Origin of the sequence: Corynebacterium sp. MSK041 (genome assembly GCF_030232265.1) — a bacterium.
GTDB lineage: Bacteria > Actinomycetota > Actinomycetes > Mycobacteriales > Mycobacteriaceae > Corynebacterium.
The window spans coordinates 56,516-72,872 of record NZ_JASPJK010000012.1; the positions used below are offsets into that span (position 1 = coordinate 56,516).

The following is a 16,357-nucleotide window of genomic DNA, read 5'->3' on the forward strand; positions in this document are numbered from 1 at the left end:
CACGAGTGGACAAAAACACAGAGACTAACGGCCAGGATCCGCTGTCGCTGAGCACGCAGGAGCTGCTTGCTGCTGCGGTGGAGGCCCTCGGCGGAGCGGAGCGCCCCGGTCAGGTGGCTATGGCAGAGGCCGTCACGAGGGCTCTGACAGATGAGCGCCACCTTGCTGTGCAGGCTGGTACGGGTACGGGTAAGTCGCTGGCCTACCTCGTTCCCGCGATCCGTCACGCGCAGGCCACGGATACAACGGTGATCGTGTCCACCGCCACGTTGGCGCTCCAGCGGCAGCTGGTGGAGCGGGATCTTCCGCGTCTCGTTGAAGCGCTTGATCCGCTGCTCGCCCGCACGCCGACCTTCGCTATTCAGAAGGGCCGCTCGAATTACCTGTGCCTGAATAAGCTCGCGGTGGATCCGCAGCAAGATGAAGCGCTTATCGACGAAGAAGAGGTCTCCTGGCTCGGCCGCCACATCAAGCGCGTCTACGAGTGGGCGGATGAGACGGAAACGGGCGACCGCGATGATCTTGAGCCCGGTGTGCCGGATCAGGCGTGGCGTCAGCTGTCGGTCACCGCTGCTGAGTGCGTCGGCGCCACCCGTTGCCCTCACGGCGAGGAGTGTTTCGCCGAGGCCGCTCGCCGCCGCACGCAGGACGTGGACATCGTGGTCACCAACCACGCGCTGCTCGCGATCGACGCTATGAGCGAGATCAATGTTCTACCCGAACACAGCGCTGTCATCATCGATGAGGCTCACGAACTCGACGGCCGCGTCACCTCTGTGGCTACGAATGAAATCTCCGCTCGCGCGCTCACGCTCGCCGCACGCCGCGCCGGCAAGCTCAAGGCCAAGACAGAGCAAAGCAAGCTTGAATCGCTTATCGACGATTTCACCGCCGTCCTCGCCCTCGAAACCCCCGGCCGCTGGGAAACCATCTCTGACCCCGCCCGCGCATCCTTCGCCGGTGTGCGTGATGCACTGTGGCGCACTCGGGATGCCATCTCCCGTGGGCCTGAGGGCGAAGCCACGAATGATCCGGAGACTTTCGCCGAGCGCGAGAACCTCAAGAACCACCTAGCTGAACTGCATGATTCCATCGTGCGCATCCTCGAAGTCTTTGATGAGGCGGATCCGTCCAAGCATGTTGACGTGGTGTGGTTGACCCGCGTGGAGCGGTATTCCGACACCTCCGATTCCGTCTCCGTCGCGCCGCTGTCTGTGTCCACTCTGCTGCGGGACAACCTCTTCGGGGAGCAAACCGTCGTGCTAGCCTCCGCCACTCTCACGGTGGGCGGCAACTTCCGCGCGATGGCCTCTGCCTGGGGCCTGCCTAACGGCAGCTGGGAGTCCTTGGATGCCGGCACCCCGTTTGATCCGCGCAAGGCTGGGATTCTCTACGTGGCTAAACACCTTCCTCCGCCAGGCCGCGATGGTCTCAGTGAGGACACCATCACGGAGATGGCCGAGCTCATCACTGCGGCGGGTGGGCGGACGTTGGGCCTGTTTTCGTCGAAACGCGCTGCGGTCGAAGCAGCCGATGCGCTACGTAAGAAACTGCCCTTCGACATTCTCGTGCAGGGCGATGATTCCATCGGCGCATTGGTGAACAAGTTCGCGGCGAGTGAGAACGTGTGCCTCTTTGGCACCCTGAGTCTGTGGCAGGGCGTGGATGTTCCCGGGAAGTCCCTGTCCCAGGTGATCATTGACCGTATTCCGTTCCCTCGCCCGGATGATCCGCTCCTGCAGGCCCGATCGAATGCTGCTGATGCTGCTGGCCGCTCCGGTTTCATGGAAGTCTCTGCCACCCATGCTGCTTTGTTGCTCGCCCAAGGTGCAGGCCGCCTGCTGCGCAGCACCAGCGATCGCGGCGTGGTCTCCATCCTGGATAGCCGTCTAGCTACCAAGCGCTACGGCCAATTCCTCCGCGCATCCCTGCCGGACTTCTGGGAGACCACCGACCCTGAGGTCGTCCGGGCCGCTCTTAAGCGCCTAGTGTCCTCGGACGGCAGCGGCCGTCACTGATCCAGGCGCCACTTCAGTGAAACCTGCATCCTGCACGACGATGGTTCCTCTATCCGCGATGACCTCGTTGAAAATACCTTCCGGCAACTCATGCACCACGAGCGGGAAGCCCGCCTGCACCCAAGAAAGCACCCAATCCTCCTCCATTGCCGCCGCCAGCAGCATGGAGGCATGGCCGGCCTGGGCCGCTGCTTTACCGACAGACATGTTCAACGAGTCATTGATCATCACCGTTGGTACCGGTGCGGTGAGAATCTGCTCCGCCGTGGGCACTTCCCCACCATCGTGAAGCAGATCCGTCCCCTTGATCTGAAGCTTGGTGATCTCATGCGGGACATCTCCCACCGCGGATGGGATGAACGCGCGAGCTTGGGCAGTGCCATGCGTTGCCGTACATCCTGGCAACCCCTGCACGTGATCCCAACTCGCACCACGAGCACGTCTGGCGATCTTCCGGATGCGGCGGCCGTACCAACCAACCAGGCTGTCACGCCACGCACCCTCGCGCCCAGCACGCGGGTCCATGCACACCGCCACGACGGCCTGCGCTGCCGCGGTAAGCACATCCCCGCGCTTCGGCGGATCCTGCTTCGGAATGTGCAGGGCAATTTGCATCGCCTGCACTGTCGCTGGATCCGCTGGGTCCTCACCGCCCCGCGCGGGATCCTGCATGGCGGAGTGGAGGGTACGGTAGGCGTCGATAAGCTCCTGCTCTGGCATTAATCGAGCGCGACCTTACCGTCGATCCCCTGCTCTTCATTGAGCACATCGATTTCATGGCGCGGCACACCCATGATGTACAGCACCGAGTCCAAGAACGGGTGATTCACCGAGGTATCCGCAACCTCGCGCAGCGCCGGCTTCGCGTTGAACGCAATACCCAGGCCCGCGGCTGTGAGCATGTCAATGTCATTCGCACCATCGCCCACCGCAACAGTCTGGGACATGCGCAAGCCCGAATCCTGAGCAAACTCCGCCAAGAACTCCGCCTTCGCCTGCCTATCCACGATCTTCCCAATCACCCGGCCCGTCAACTTCCCGTCAACGATCTCCAGTGTGTTCGCACGGACATAATCAAGATCTAGCTCCTCCGCCATCGGCTCCAGAACCTGAATGAACCCACCGGAGACAACCGCGGTGCGGTAACCCATTTGCTTCAGCGTGCGAATCGTAGTGCGCGCGCCCGGTGTGAGCACAATGTCGCGTGCAACCTCATCCAGAACCGACGCATCCAAGCCCGCTAGGGTAGCCACGCGCTCACGCAGGGATTCCTCAAAGTCGAGCTCACCGCGCATTGCACGCTCCGTCACCTCGGCGACTTCAGCTTCACGGCCGGCATGCGCCGCGAGCATTTCAATGACCTCGCCGGTGATCAACGTGGAATCACAATCAAAGCACACCAAACGCTTCGAGCGGCGGGCCAGACCAGAACGCTCAATCGCAATATCCACACCCAAGCCGGAAGTCAGCTCCGCCAGAGCTTGGCGCACAGTGTGGCTCACCTCATCGCCCGTACCCGGGATGGTGATGGACAACTCCAGGCCCGTCACCGGGTAATCGGAGATCCCACGAATACGGTCAATATTCGCCCCGAAGTCCGCCAGTGTGCGTCCAATCTCCGAGACAGCCTCCGCCGTCACCGGATCACCCAGAACCACCACAACGTGCGTGGAACGCTTGCGCTGCGGAGACAGCTTGTCCTCTTCCGTATCAATCCGCACTGTGTGATCCGACAGCTCTGGTGCAGACTCCAAATCACGGCGCAACGCGTCCGCTATCGAGAGGTTCACACCGGCGAATGCTGCCAGCGCAAGATACCCACGGAAATGGGCTTGCTCCACATCAAGCAACTGCACACCATGCTGCGACAACACCGCGAAGAACGCCGCGGTAACACCCGGACGATCCGCTCCCGTCAATGTGATGACGGCTGATTCAAGTCCGGGCTGAAGGCTCACCTCATAAGTCATGAGATTGAAACTACCCCACGACAGCACGAAGCCCCATTCCACACGGTCTGTGTGGAATGGGGCTTCGATCAGGAGTCACACTGCAGCACCCGTTGCGGGGCTGCGTTTAGCCCTTAGGCGTCGTGGTGGCCAGTGTGAGCCTCACGGCGCATGGCCTCAACCATGTGCGGGTGGTGCAGCTCGAAGGCCGGACGCTCAGAACGGATACGCGGCAGCGAGGTGAAGTTGTGGTGCGGCGGCGGGCAAGTAGTTGCCCACTCGAGGGAGTTGCCGTAACCCCACGGATCATCAACAGTGACGATCTCACCGTAGCGCCAGGACTTGTACACGTTCCAGATGAACGGCAGGAAGCCGATACCCAGGATGAAGGAGCCAACCGTGGAGATCTGGTTGAGCAGCGTGAAGCCGTCCGTGTCCAGGTAGTCAGCGTAACGGCGCGGCATACCCATGTTGCCCAGCCAGTGCTGAACCAGGAAGGTCATGTTGAAGCCGATGAACACGAGCCAGAAGTGGATCTTGCCCAAGCGCTCATCCATCATGCGCCCCGTCATCTTCGGGAACCAGAAGTAAATGCCAGCGGTGGTGGCGAACACGATGGTGCCGAACAGGGTGTAGTGGAAGTGAGCAACCACGAAGTAGGTGTCAGAGAGCTGGAAGTCCAGCGGCGGGGAAGCCAGCATAATACCGGTCAAACCACCGAAGAGGAACGTGAACAGGAAGCCCATGGACCAAAGCATCGGGGTCTCGAACGTCAGGTGACCATTCCACATGGTGCCCACCCAGTTGAAGAACTTCACGCCGGTCGGAACAGCAATCAGGAACGTCATGAACGAGAAGAACGGCAACAGGACCGCGCCGGTCACGTACATGTGGTGCGCCCACACAGCCATGGACAGGCCACCAATAGCCAGGGTTGCGAAGACCAGGCCGATGTAGCCGAAGATCGGCTTGCGGGAGAAGACCGGGATGATCTCGGAGATAATGCCGAAGAACGGCAGAGCCAAGACGTACACCTCAGGGTGGCCGAAGAACCAGAACAGGTGCTGCCACAGGATAGCGCCACCGTTAGCCGGATCGTAGATGTGGCCGCCGAGCTTACGGTCGTACAGAACACCGAGAGCAGCTGCGAGCAGCAGCGGGAAGATCAGCAGCGCCAGGATGGACGCAACGAAGATCGTCCAGGTGAACACCGGCAGACGGAACATGGTCATACCCGGTGCACGCAGGGTCAGAACCGTGGTGACCATGTTGATGGCGGAAGCAACGGTACCGATACCGGTTGCGCCCACACCCATGATCCAGAGGTCAGCGCCAACACTCGGGGTGTTGATCGCGTCTGCCAGCGGCATGTACATGGTCCAGCCGAAGTCAGCTGCACCGCCCGGAGTAGCAAAGCCAGCAAGCATTGCAATAACACCGACGGTGGTGATCCAGAAACCAAAGGCGTTCAAACGCGGGAAAGCAACATCCGGCGCGCCGATCTGCAGCGGCAGGATGAAGTTAGCAAAACCCCACACCATCGGGGTACCGAATGCCAGAAGCATCACGGTGCCGTGCATGGTGAACAGCTGGTTGAACTGCTCATTGGACAGGAACCGCAGACCCGGGTTGAAAAGCTCAGCGCGGATCAGCAGCGCCATGAGGCCACCAAGGAAGAACCAAATAAAGGACGTAATCATGTAGAAAATGCCCAGTTGTTTGTGGTCCGTGGTGGTCATGAGGTCCCAGAAGCGGGTACCTTTACGTGCCTTCCCGGTTGGCTCTGGCCGGGAAGGTGCAACATTCACGGCGTCATTATCGAGCCGCGGTGCCACAGCAGTCATTCGTTTCCTCCTGATTGTCATGCTCAACCACGCAACGAGCCGGCAGGTTTTCCGGACCGCACCTATAGCTCGATTTCCTTTGCGGTCTCCTTTAGGGGTCCACAACGAATCAGCCATAGATAGAGCGCAGCTAATACCGCTTCATCTTATCCCCCAACCCCAGTGAAAAGCCAGACATGCTCCAGCTTCCCCCCACCCTTGCCCCTTATCACGGGAGCACACAGCTCCACCCAAACGCAATTGTCTTATCACCTGCTTCTTCAGGTGAGTGCGGTGTGCGTTTTCACCCCCAGTTCACTCCGCCTGAGCACCTTTCACCCGACTCAACTAACCCCGGAATAGGTAGAGCCAAAGACGGCCCCGCGTGTTGAAATACACACGGGGCCGTCAGGCAATTGTCAGTTAGAAGTCCCAGTCATCATCCTGGGTGTCCTCGGCCTTGCCAATAACATAGGAGGAACCCGAACCAGAGAAGAAGTCGTGGTTCTCATCCGCATTCGGGGACAAGGACGCCAGGATCGCCGGCGACACACGCGTCTCATCCACCGGGAACAGACCCTCGTAGCCCAAGTTATTCAGAGCCTTGTTCGCGTTGTAGCGCAGGAAGCGCTTCACATCCTCGGTCCAACCCAGCGGATCGTAAATGTCCTCGGTGTACTGGCACTCGTTGTCATAGAGGTCATACAGCAAGTCGAAGGTGTACTCCTTCAACTCATCCTGACGCTCCTGCGACTCCTTGCGCAAAGCCTGCTGGTACTTGTAGCCGATGTAGTAGCCATGCACCGCCTCATCACGAATGATCAGGCGGATGATGTCAGCCGTGTTGGTGAGCTTAGAATGCACCGACCAGTTCAGCGGCAGGTAGAAGCCCGAGTAGAAGAGGAAGGACTCCAGCATCACCGAGGCGATCTTGCGCTTCAGTGGATCATCACCTTCGTAGTAGCTCAGGATGATTTTGGCCTTGCGCTGCAGGTTCTCGTTTTCCTCTGACCAGCGGAACGCATCATTGATCGCTGGCGTATCCGCTAACGTCATGAAGATGTTGGAGTAGGACTTAGCGTGAACGGACTCCATGAACGCAATGTTGGTGAACACTGCTTCCTCATGCAGCGACATCGCATCTGGCAGCAACGACACCGCACCGACCGTGCCCTGAATCGTGTCCAAGAGCGTCAAGCCGGTGAACACACGCATCGTCGCGGTCTTCTCATCGTCCGTCAGCGTGCGCCAACTCGGAATATCGTTAGACACCGGAATCTTTTCTGGCAGCCAGAAGTTACCAGTCAGTCGGTCCCAGACCTCCAAGTCCTTTTCATCAGGAATGGAGTTCCAGTTAATGGCCTTCACCGGCTTGTCATGCTCGGCCAAGTACTCGTCGTACTCATGCGCGTAGGTCACGCAGATCATCCTCTCGTAGTGCGAAAAGCAGGGGGTTTAATTCGTCGAAAAGCAGCCTAGAGCATGCAGGACACGCAGCCCTCAATCTCAGTGCCTTCCAAAGCCATCTGGCGCAGACGGATGTAGTACAGCGTCTTGATGCCCTTGCGCCAAGCGTAAATCTGCGCGCGGTTGAGATCACGCGTGGTCACCGTGTCCTTGAAGAACAAGGTCAGCGACAGGCCCTGGTCCACGTACTTCGTTGCCACCGCATAGGTATCGATGATCTTCTCGTACCCAATTTCATAGGCATCGGTGAAGTATTCGATGTTCTCGTTGTCCATGTGCGGCGCTGGGTAGTAGACGCGGCCGATCTTGCCTTCCTTGCGGATCTCGATCTTGGACGCGATTGGGTGAATCGAAGACGTCGAGTTGTTGATGTAGGAAATCGAGCCCGTCGGCGGAACTGCCTGCAGGTAACGGTTGTAGATACCGTCACGTGCAACATCAGCCTTCAGCTGCGCCCACTCCTCAGCAGACGGAGGCGTTGCGTTCGACTTAGCGAAGATCTCCTTGACCTTCTCCGTCTTCGGCTGGAAGTCCTCCGGATTGTAACGGTCGAAGAACTCGCCGGTGGCATACTCAGAGCGCTCGAAACCGTCGAAAGCCTGGCCCTTTTCCACAGCAATCTTGTGGGAGGCCTTGATGCACTCGTACATCACCGTGGCGAAGTAGGCGTTAGTGAAGTCAAGACCTTCCTCCGAGCCGTAGTGGATGTACTCGCGGCCCAAGTAGCCGTGCAGATTCATCTGACCCAAGCCGATGGCGTGCGAAGCATTATTGCCTTCACGCACGGACGGGACCGAATCGATCGAGGTCTTGTCCGCCACTGCTGTGAGGCCACGGATTGCGGTCTCCACAGTCTTGGAGAAGTCATCTGAGTCCATCGCCATCGCAATATTCAAGGAACCCAGGTTGCAGGAAATATCCTGACCCACTTCCTGGTACGTCAGATCATCATTGAGCTCCGACGGAGTGTTCACCTGAAGGATCTCGGAACACAGGTTGGACATGTTCACGCGGCCAATCTTGACCGGGTTCGCCCTGTTCGCCGTGTCCTCGAACATGATGTACGGATAGCCGGACTCAAACTGGATCTCCGCAATCGTCTGAAAGAACTGGCGTGCATTAATCTTGGACTTGCGGATACGCGGGTCCTCGACCATCTCCTCGTATTTCTCCGTCACCGAGATATCAGCAAACGGCACGCCGTAGACGCGCTCCACGTCGTACGGGGAGAACAGGTACATGTCATCGTTGCGCTTGGCCAGCTCAAAGGTGATGTCCGGAATGACCACTCCGAGAGACAGTGTCTTAATACGGATCTTCTCATCCGCGTTCTCACGCTTGGTGTCCAGGAAGCTCAGGATGTCCGGGTGGTGCGCATTGAGGTACACCGCACCAGCACCCTGACGGGCACCGAGTTGGTTAGCGTAGGAGAAGGAGTCCTCCAGCAGCTTCATCACGGGGATAACACCAGAAGACTGGTTCTCAATCCGCTTAATCGGCGCACCCGTCTCACGAATGTTGGACAGCAGCAACGCCACGCCGCCACCACGTTTGGACAGCTGCAGGGAGGAGTTAATCGCGCGACCGATGGACTCCATATTGTCCTCAATACGCAGCAAGAAGCAGGACACGAGCTCGCCGCGCTGCGCCTTACCCGCATTCAGGAAGGTCGGGGTTGCTGGCTGGAAGCGGCCGGTCATAATCTCGTCGACAAGCGAAGAAGCGAGCTCCTCGTTGCCGTCGGCGAGGAAAAGTGCAGTCATGGAGACACGATCCTCGAAGCGCTCCAGGTAACGGCGACCGTCAAACGTCTTCAGCGTGTACGAGGTGTAGTACTTGTACGCACCCAAGAAGGACTTGAAACGGAACTTATAGGAGTACGCACGCTTGAACGTGGACTTCACAAAATCCCAGTCGTACTGAGCAATAACCTCAGGCTCGTAGTACTTGTTCTCCACCAGGTAATCCATCTTCTCTTCCAAGTCATGGAAGTAGACGGTGTTCTGGTTAACGTGCTGCAAGAAGTACTGGTTGGCAGCTTCCCGGTCCTTATCAAACTGAATCTGACCGTTCTCGTCATACAGATTCAAAAGCGCATTCAACGCGTGGAAGTCAAGCTGATCCTCCTTGTTCACCGGCTCAGCGACGGATTTTCCCAGATTTTCGGACACGATGGGCGGCCTTTCTTTTTTAAATAGTGGCTAAATCAAGCAGGTGATGCTTGGTTTGAAGGTTTGTTCAGAGTCATTCAAAGCGACGCTACTCACACAGCTTGATAGCGTGCACGCAGCCGCGCAAGTCTTTCAGCATTCTCATTTGCTGGTTGCGCCTTGCGCTGCTCGAGTGCTTCTTCTTCAGCGGCAGTGAGCGGTTCAAGCCCCAGTTCAGCCGACTGTTCCAGCAAGGAGTCGCGCACATACTCCACGTCAGTTTCCGTACCCATCAGCTCAAAGCGGTAGAGGTATGGTTTGCCGGTCTTCGCAGAAATCACATCTCCTGCCAGACAGAAATCCGGACCAAAATTCGAATTGCCCGCGGCGATCACGCCACGCAGAAGATTGCGATTGTGCTCATTGTTCAGAAAACGGATGACTTGAGGGGGCACCGGGCGAGAGTTCACGCCCTTCACCAAGGACGCTCCCCCGCCATATGTCGGACACACAAGCACGTAAGGCTTATCGACGACAAGGTCTCCCTCCAGCTTCCGCAGCGGGATCCGCGCGGCAGGCAACCCCAACTTCTCAACAAAACGGGCCGTGTTACCCGTCACCGAGGAGAAGTAGACCACCAACATCTGCCGAACCCTTTCTTATACTTCAAGCCGCCAACGAGTGACGGCTTGGAAACAATGTGCGGAAGCTTAAGCGACGCTTTCTGCGAGAGTGCGGATGCGGTCTGGGCGGAAGCCCGACCAGTGCTCACCGTCAACCTCAACAACCGGTGCCTGCAGGTAGCCCAGTGCCATGACGTAGTCACGCGCGGAGTCATCCATGGAGATATCCACCGTGGTGTATTCCAGACCCGCACGGTCGAGAGCCTTCTTGGTTGCAGTGCACTGAACACATGCCGGCTTGGTGTAAAGGGTGATGGACATAACCGCGAATCTCTTTCTGTGAGGCGATAGCTGACGGAGTAACTGACGAAAATGAACCGAATTCTCCTCGCATCCCCTGGGGGAGGCGAACACTTGGCAACACTATACGTTGTGCCATATTTTGGCAACTCATACTACATGTAGTAGTTACACGTATGATATTCGCAGGATAGGGATGGGAAATCACCTACATGTAGTTCAATTCATGTCCTTGATGCTGTAAAAAAGGCTTACAACGATGGAATTTCATTCAAAAAACTAGTTTTTCTCCCCCAAAAAGAGCTCTCCCCGACCCCGTTACACCTGGGTCGAGGAGAACTCTCGTGCATTGAGGGCTATTGACGACGGGACCGTGCAATCAACGCCACCACACCAATCAGCAACACCAGAATGCCAATGGCGATAACTCCCGCCATCACCATCCTGGTCAGCCAGCTACCTTCAGACTCTTCCTGCGCCGGGGCAGCTTCCGTGGATTCAGACGCATCCGCACTGTTGTTCGCCTGATCCCCAGGGGGTGTGTCACTCGGCTCCGGGCCATTCTTGTCCGTCGGACGCCAGTCCGGCCCATCGGTTTTCTCCCCCACGACATCGAAGGCAATCTCAAAAGGCTGCTCCACGCCCATGATGTCGTCTTCCTTTCCTTGGTCAAGGGCCACTCCCACGTAGTAGGCACCGGCGTAAGCACGAGGACTGTCCTTTTTTCCGTGCAGCTCACGGTTGCGGTATTTCACCACATCACCAGCGATAGCCCCCTCGTCGCTTTCGTCATAGAAGACGAGCGAATCACTCCCATGATCGATGCGGAGCGGTGAATACAGCTTGAAGTTGAGTGTGTCCGCTGCTTGACGCTCAGACGCTCCAGTACGGACATTCACCACTGGGCGCTGCCCATACTCAACAGGAATCTTGTAGAAGCGGTACTCACCGGGCACCAAAGCATCCTTGTAGGCGCCAGGTTTCACTTCGGTAGCGGTACTGAAGCTCGTGCCACCCTTCACGTCGGTCGCTCCATTGAAGTCGAGCTGCGGGGCATCCTCATTAGTCTTCGTTGCATCGGGCGCTGGGTACTTAGCTACTTGCGCCTCGTCGAGAATCGGCTCGAAGTCGATCACCACTTCCACGTCGGCCTCAGCACCCGAGGTCAGCTCATCTGTCACCCCACTCACCAATGAAAAACTTGTCGGCACTATCCATTCCTGCGAGTCACAGTTCTCACCGCCCGCTTCCGGGTCGATAACTCGCACACCAGGCTCCGGTGGGAGATAGCCCGAACCAAACGTGGAGCCCACACCCAAATTGGATGCAAGTGCCGATAAACAGTTTTCATTCGCGTTCTGCACGTCACGTCCAACGACATGCAGGTTAGCCTTCCTAGCGCGCCCCGAAGCCTGACGTTGTGGAAGAACCGCCGTGCTCACAATCGCACGATGGCCTTCTGGAATAGCCAACTTGAAAAAGCGCGACGGCATTTCATCGCGGGGATCGCCCTTGAAGGGCACATCTACTTTCGTGCGGTAGCGGCCCTCCCCCAACCACTTCGCATCCTCAGGCGTATCCGCATACTCAAACCACGTGCCCGCCGTCTGATACGTCTCAGCAGAACGCTGCGCCAAAAACTTCAACGACTTAGCCAACGACGCAGTATCATCCGCCTCCAAAAAATCACCGCCAGAAACCCGGGCAACACACTCAAGCTCCTTACGAGCCTCCTCATCAGTCTTAAACCCAACCGTATGAATGGTCAGATCAAAACCCTCACCCGCAAGCTCCTTAGCCACCTCACACACCGGCGGTGGTGCACACGTATCAATACCGTCCGACACCAAAATGATCGTCCGCTCGCCATCGTCCCCCAACTCCTTGGCAGCAGCACGCAAAGAATTACCAATCGGCGTATACCCACTCGGAGTCATCTCATCAATCTTGCTATTCAACAAGTCCCGATCAAGTTTGCCCACAGGCACCAACGTCTCAACATCCTGACACCCGCGCGCATGATCCTCAGGCGCATTCGACACCCTCATCCCGTACGCCAACAACCCTAAATTCGCCGAATCCGGCAAATCATTCACCAACTCATGCGCCGCCTTCTTCGCCGCATCCATACGAGTCCCACCGTCAACATCCGCATCCAGCATCGACCCAGACGCATCAACAATCAGCGCAGCCTTACTAGAACTCACACCACCTCCCCCACTTTCCCCCTGCGCCGTAGCCACCCCCGGCACGATGAGTCCCCCGAAAAGCAGAAGCACGGCTACGGCGAGCACCGAAACCACACCGAACGCGTACTTTTTCGTCGTATCCATAAGCAAGATCCTCAAAAGTTGTCGGACAGGTAAATAGGCAAATTTAACGCGCAAAAATGAAGTCACGGTTAACTCCGCATACCCATTGTGTTTGAGTTCACGCCGTTGGTCAACAGGTTTTGCAGGAAAAACAACACCCCGCCACCGGGAAACCCAAGTGGCGGGGTGTGTAGCTAAAAAGCTGGACGCTTTAGCCCTGACGAGCCTTGAAGCGCGGATCCTTCTTGTTGATCACGTAGACCTTGCCGCGGCGGCGCACAACCTGAGCGCCCGGCTTGTTCTTCAGCGACCGAAGGGAATTGCGGACCTTCATCGGGCGCTCCTTTCTGTGTCTAGCCGCGCCAGCCATCACGCATTACGAGTGAACAGCCAGTACGTTTTGGATTAGGCGAAAGAATACTCTTCCGCGACTCCACCCTCACCGGAATAATCCCCGGTCAGAGCACAGCCGTACAACGGGGCACTATGTTACCCGACCATTCCGCCTGAACCAAACCGCTAGAGTGGCAGCTATGTCTGTGAGGGATGAAGAGTTGCAAAAAGAGATCGCTAACAAGCTTGGCGTGAAGCCTACTATCGACGTCGCCGCGGAAATCGAAGCGCGCGTCGATTTCCTGGCTGATTACCTACGCACAACCCGCGCCGCTGGCTACGTCCTGGGCATCTCCGGCGGACAGGACTCCACACTCGCAGGAAAGCTCGCGCAACTCGCCGTCGAGAAAATGCGTGCTGAGGGAGTGGAAGCTGAATTCGTGGCCGTGCGCCTCCCCCACGGCGTGCAGGCCGATGAGGATGACGCGCAATTGGCGCTCGCATTCATCGCACCCGATGAGGCCGTGACAGTAAATATTGAACCCGCCACCACCGCCATGGCCACGGCAGTCGCGGATGCACTCGGCGTAGATGGACTCGGCGATTTCAACAAAGGCAATGTCAAAGCCCGCATGCGCATGATCGCGCAGTACGCCATCGCTGGCGAACGGGGGCTACTCGTCGTGGGCACCGACCATGCGGCGGAGAACATCACTGGCTTCTTCACCAAACACGGCGACGGCGCCGCCGACCTCATCCCTCTCGCCGGCCTGAACAAACGACAAGGTGCGGCCATGCTCAAGCACCTCGGCGCAAACCCACGCTTGTGGGAGAAGGTCCCCACCGCAGACCTGGAGGAAGATCGCCCGGCCCTCCCCGACGAGGAAGCCCTCGGCGTGACATACGCACAGATCGACGACTACCTCGAAGGCAAACCCGTCGACGACGCCGCAGCACAGCGACTCGAGCACCTGTGGCACGTCGGCCAACACAAACGCCACCTTCCACCTGGTCCGACAGAGTCGTGGTGGCGCTAAAGGCCCACACTAACCACCCCTCAACGGCTTTCACCAAGCACACGGAGAGTCTCTTCCGCCGCCCCAACCAGCGCAGACCCGTAGCTCGGCCCGTGCGTGTACGCGTGCACTGCCAGGGGGTGCAGCTGGTGAATCGGGATGCGGGGCTCCCAGTCCCGACCAAGGTTTCCGCCGGCCGCTATATATCCGTCAATGATCGCGGAAAGATGTGGGGCGCCAAACAACTCAAGCATCGCTATGTCGGTCAGCGGGTGACCACCATGCGCCGCCGGGTCAATGAAGCGTGGCCCGCGCGAAGAAAAGAGCAGGTTACCTGCCCACAAATCACCGTGAATGCGGGCCAGTGGCGCATCTTCATCCTCAGCCAGCAGTGCATCGCATGCTTGCTTGATAGCGACGAGCCCTTCCCCGCTCACATTCCCCCGCCGATGCGCCTTGATCGCAAATGGCAGGACTCGTTGGGCGGTGTAGAAGGGGGCCCAGCGAGACGTCGATAAGCAATCTTGCTGAGCACGTCCGATGAAATTAGGGCCGTCCCACCCGGCAGCCGGCGCGCCGAACGCTTGCGCCCCCATCGCATGAATGGCGGCGAGCTCTTCCCCCGCCCGGCGCGCAGCGTCCACGGTCGGGCGAACACTGTCGACCCATTCGATGGTGAGGGTGTTGGCATCTTCGTCGAGGGCGAGGACCTCCACCACCGCCTCGGAGCCTTCCCGCAACCAACGCAGATACCCCGCTTCCGCTGCTGCGGCACCCGGCGCGCTGCCATGTTTAGTGAACACCTGCTTCATCGATACCCTCCAATTCGAGCAAGAGACATTTCGCTTCCAACCCACCGCGGTATCCGCCAAGCGTGCCATCGGCACGCAGCACTCGGTGGCATGGTACGAGCAGTGGCAGCGGATTGTTCGCGCACGCACTCCCCACTGCCCGAACGGCCTTTGGGTTGCCCACTTTCCTAGCCAGCTCGCCGTACGTCGTGGTCTCCCCGAATGGCACGCGGACTAGTTCCCGCAGAACATCCGCACGGAAACCTGAAACGAAGCGGAAATCTAACGGCACAGTAAAATCCCGCCGCTGCCCAGAAAAATATTCGGCTAACTCGCGTGCAGCGGGTGGTGCGTCGTTGGCCGCACTGATGCGTCCACGCTCGTCATCGATCTCGTCCGACTCAAACAGCACCTTGACCACGTCATCAGAAGATGTCACCACACCCAGCCGGCCAATCGGCGATGGCATCTCGTGAAAGCGCAGATCATCCATGGCCCCCAGCGTATAGAGATCTCGCCCCCATCACCGCTGTAGCCTCACCAAAATGTTGATAGCGTTGCAAACATGAGACGCACAAAAGTAACCCACGCCACAATGGCGATCCTCGCCGCCGCGGGACTTGCACTCACTGCATGCACCGTCGATGACACCAGCACAGACGACACCGCCATGTCCACCCAGTCAACTGCCGCGGAAGCAGAGACAGCGACTGAAACGGAGACGCCGACAAGCGCCTCCTCCTCCACTGACTCCGCTGACTCCAGCAATGACTTAAAACGCTACGACGGCTACGTCACGAACAGCTTCTTCACCGCTCTACACCAGCTGCCCGGACTGGAAGTTGAAAGCGGTGAGAGCGATCCGAAGGAGCACCGCGTTGAAGCTGAGCTGTTCAACAGCGACAAGACACTGCGAGTGCTGAGCTTCATCTACATCCCGAGTTTCAACGATGAGTACGAGGCCGTGACCTCCCCCTCGGATAGGGGTTTCAAGCGCGCCTACGACAGCGCAGTTGAGGTCTTCACCGACGAGGGCGACACCTACGACGAAACAAATTACGACACCAACAACCTGAAATGGCGGTGCGTCGAAGGCACCAATACCCAGGGTGGCGACATCGATTACGCGGTGTGCCTCACTCACTTCGGTGGCCGCATCATCGAAGCCCACCGACTGATCCTCAGCGAAGACCGCAATGACAGCGACAATGCCTTGGACAAGCTCCTGCAGGACTTCGACGACGCCCTGTCCAATATGAAGAAGCGCGACTAACGAAAAAAGGTCACTATGTTCTCCCTGTTCAAGAAATCGCGCTGAAGTTCTCATGGACGGAGAACCCCTCCAGTACGGGATTCCGCTCAAGCCGGGCGCCAAGCACGGGCACGGTGAAACCGGGATCGATGACGCCTGGCTGGTTCTTAGCACCTTCATCCGCGACGACGGTGCTGTCCCCGAATTCCCCCACCTCGTGGCCTCCCACCCCGAACCCGGGGATGGCGGCTTAAGGGACATTTCGTGTGGATAAACCGATACGGATTCCCGGGGCAGCCTGGGATAATGCGGTGATCTTGATT

General features: G+C 58.3%; 15 protein-coding genes. 4 read left to right on the forward strand and 11 right to left on the reverse strand.

The features are described from left to right. The first annotated feature begins 5 nt into the window (after positions 1-5). The gene (locus tag QP968_RS09440) at positions 6-2,018 is read left to right on the forward strand and encodes an ATP-dependent DNA helicase (protein ID WP_284856145.1); all 2,013 of its coding nucleotides are present in this window, start codon (positions 6-8) and stop codon (positions 2,016-2,018) included. Here QP968_RS09440 and QP968_RS09445 read toward each other — a convergent pair. From QP968_RS09445 to ykgO, 9 genes are all read right to left on the reverse strand, one after another. Then, positions 1,986-2,738: an aminoacyl-tRNA hydrolase gene (locus tag QP968_RS09445; RefSeq protein WP_284856146.1), complete on the reverse strand. Its 753-nt coding sequence runs from the start codon at positions 2,736-2,738 to the stop codon at positions 1,986-1,988. The two genes, QP968_RS09440 and QP968_RS09445, sit on opposite strands and share 33 nt — an antisense overlap. Then, positions 2,738-3,988 carry a phosphoserine phosphatase SerB gene (gene serB, locus QP968_RS09450; protein WP_284856147.1) on the reverse strand — a complete coding sequence of 417 codons (1,251 nt, stop codon included), beginning with the start codon at positions 3,986-3,988 and terminating at the stop codon, positions 2,738-2,740. Before serB ends, QP968_RS09445 begins: the two co-directional genes overlap by 1 nt. Positions 3,989-4,101: 113 nt before the next feature. Next, positions 4,102-5,811, reverse strand: a complete 1,710-nt coding sequence (gene ctaD, locus QP968_RS09455) for an aa3-type cytochrome oxidase subunit I (RefSeq protein ID WP_284856148.1) — start codon at positions 5,809-5,811, stop codon at positions 4,102-4,104. A gap of 402 nt (positions 5,812-6,213) precedes the next feature. Beyond that, entirely contained in the window at positions 6,214-7,218 is a 1,005-nt protein-coding gene (gene nrdF / locus QP968_RS09460; protein ID WP_284856149.1) for a class 1b ribonucleoside-diphosphate reductase subunit beta, read from the reverse strand. A 47-nt stretch (positions 7,219-7,265) separates the two neighbouring features. After that, on the reverse strand, positions 7,266-9,428 hold the full coding sequence (gene nrdE / locus QP968_RS09465; protein ID WP_284856150.1) for a class 1b ribonucleoside-diphosphate reductase subunit alpha: 2,163 nt from the start codon (positions 9,426-9,428) through the stop codon (positions 7,266-7,268). A gap of 92 nt (positions 9,429-9,520) precedes the next feature. Next, the gene (gene nrdI / locus QP968_RS09470; RefSeq protein WP_284856151.1) at positions 9,521-10,051 is read right to left on the reverse strand and encodes a class Ib ribonucleoside-diphosphate reductase assembly flavoprotein NrdI; all 531 of its coding nucleotides are present in this window, start codon (positions 10,049-10,051) and stop codon (positions 9,521-9,523) included. Between the two features lie 66 nt (positions 10,052-10,117). Further along, a complete protein-coding gene (gene nrdH / locus QP968_RS09475) occupies positions 10,118-10,351 on the reverse strand; it encodes a glutaredoxin-like protein NrdH (protein ID WP_284856152.1) in 234 nt (77 codons plus the stop codon). A gap of 335 nt (positions 10,352-10,686) precedes the next feature. Next, entirely contained in the window at positions 10,687-12,663 is a 1,977-nt protein-coding gene (locus QP968_RS09480; RefSeq protein WP_284856153.1) for a vWA domain-containing protein, read from the reverse strand. 190 nt (positions 12,664-12,853) lie between these two features. Next, positions 12,854-12,976, reverse strand: a complete 123-nt coding sequence (gene ykgO / locus QP968_RS09485) for a type B 50S ribosomal protein L36 (protein ID WP_034665258.1) — start codon at positions 12,974-12,976, stop codon at positions 12,854-12,856. A 199-nt stretch (positions 12,977-13,175) separates the two neighbouring features. Here ykgO and nadE point away from each other — a divergent pair, with 199 nt between their 5' ends. Then, positions 13,176-14,012 (forward strand): NAD(+) synthase, encoded by an 837-nt coding sequence (nadE, locus tag QP968_RS09490; protein WP_284856154.1) that lies wholly within the window; start codon positions 13,176-13,178, stop codon positions 14,010-14,012. Between the two features lie 20 nt (positions 14,013-14,032). Here the strand turns inward: nadE and QP968_RS09495 are convergent, their stop codons facing one another. Together QP968_RS09495 and QP968_RS09500 are read right to left on the reverse strand one after the other, a co-directional pair. Further along, entirely contained in the window at positions 14,033-14,803 is a 771-nt protein-coding gene (locus QP968_RS09495) for a fructosamine kinase family protein (RefSeq protein WP_284856155.1), read from the reverse strand. Further along, positions 14,784-15,275 carry a methylated-DNA--[protein]-cysteine S-methyltransferase gene (locus QP968_RS09500; RefSeq protein WP_284856156.1) on the reverse strand — a complete coding sequence of 164 codons (492 nt, stop codon included), beginning with the start codon at positions 15,273-15,275 and terminating at the stop codon, positions 14,784-14,786. Before QP968_RS09500 ends, QP968_RS09495 begins: the two co-directional genes overlap by 20 nt. A 72-nt stretch (positions 15,276-15,347) precedes the next feature. Between QP968_RS09500 and QP968_RS09505 the strand changes: the two genes are divergently transcribed. Together QP968_RS09505 and QP968_RS09510 are read left to right on the forward strand one after the other, a co-directional pair. After that, positions 15,348-16,055 (forward strand): hypothetical protein, encoded by a 708-nt coding sequence (locus tag QP968_RS09505; RefSeq protein ID WP_284856157.1) that lies wholly within the window; start codon positions 15,348-15,350, stop codon positions 16,053-16,055. A 52-nt stretch (positions 16,056-16,107) separates the two neighbouring features. Then, positions 16,108-16,308 carry a hypothetical protein gene (locus QP968_RS09510; protein ID WP_284856158.1) on the forward strand — a complete coding sequence of 67 codons (201 nt, stop codon included), beginning with the start codon at positions 16,108-16,110 and terminating at the stop codon, positions 16,306-16,308. Positions 16,309-16,357: the final 49 nt, after the last annotated feature.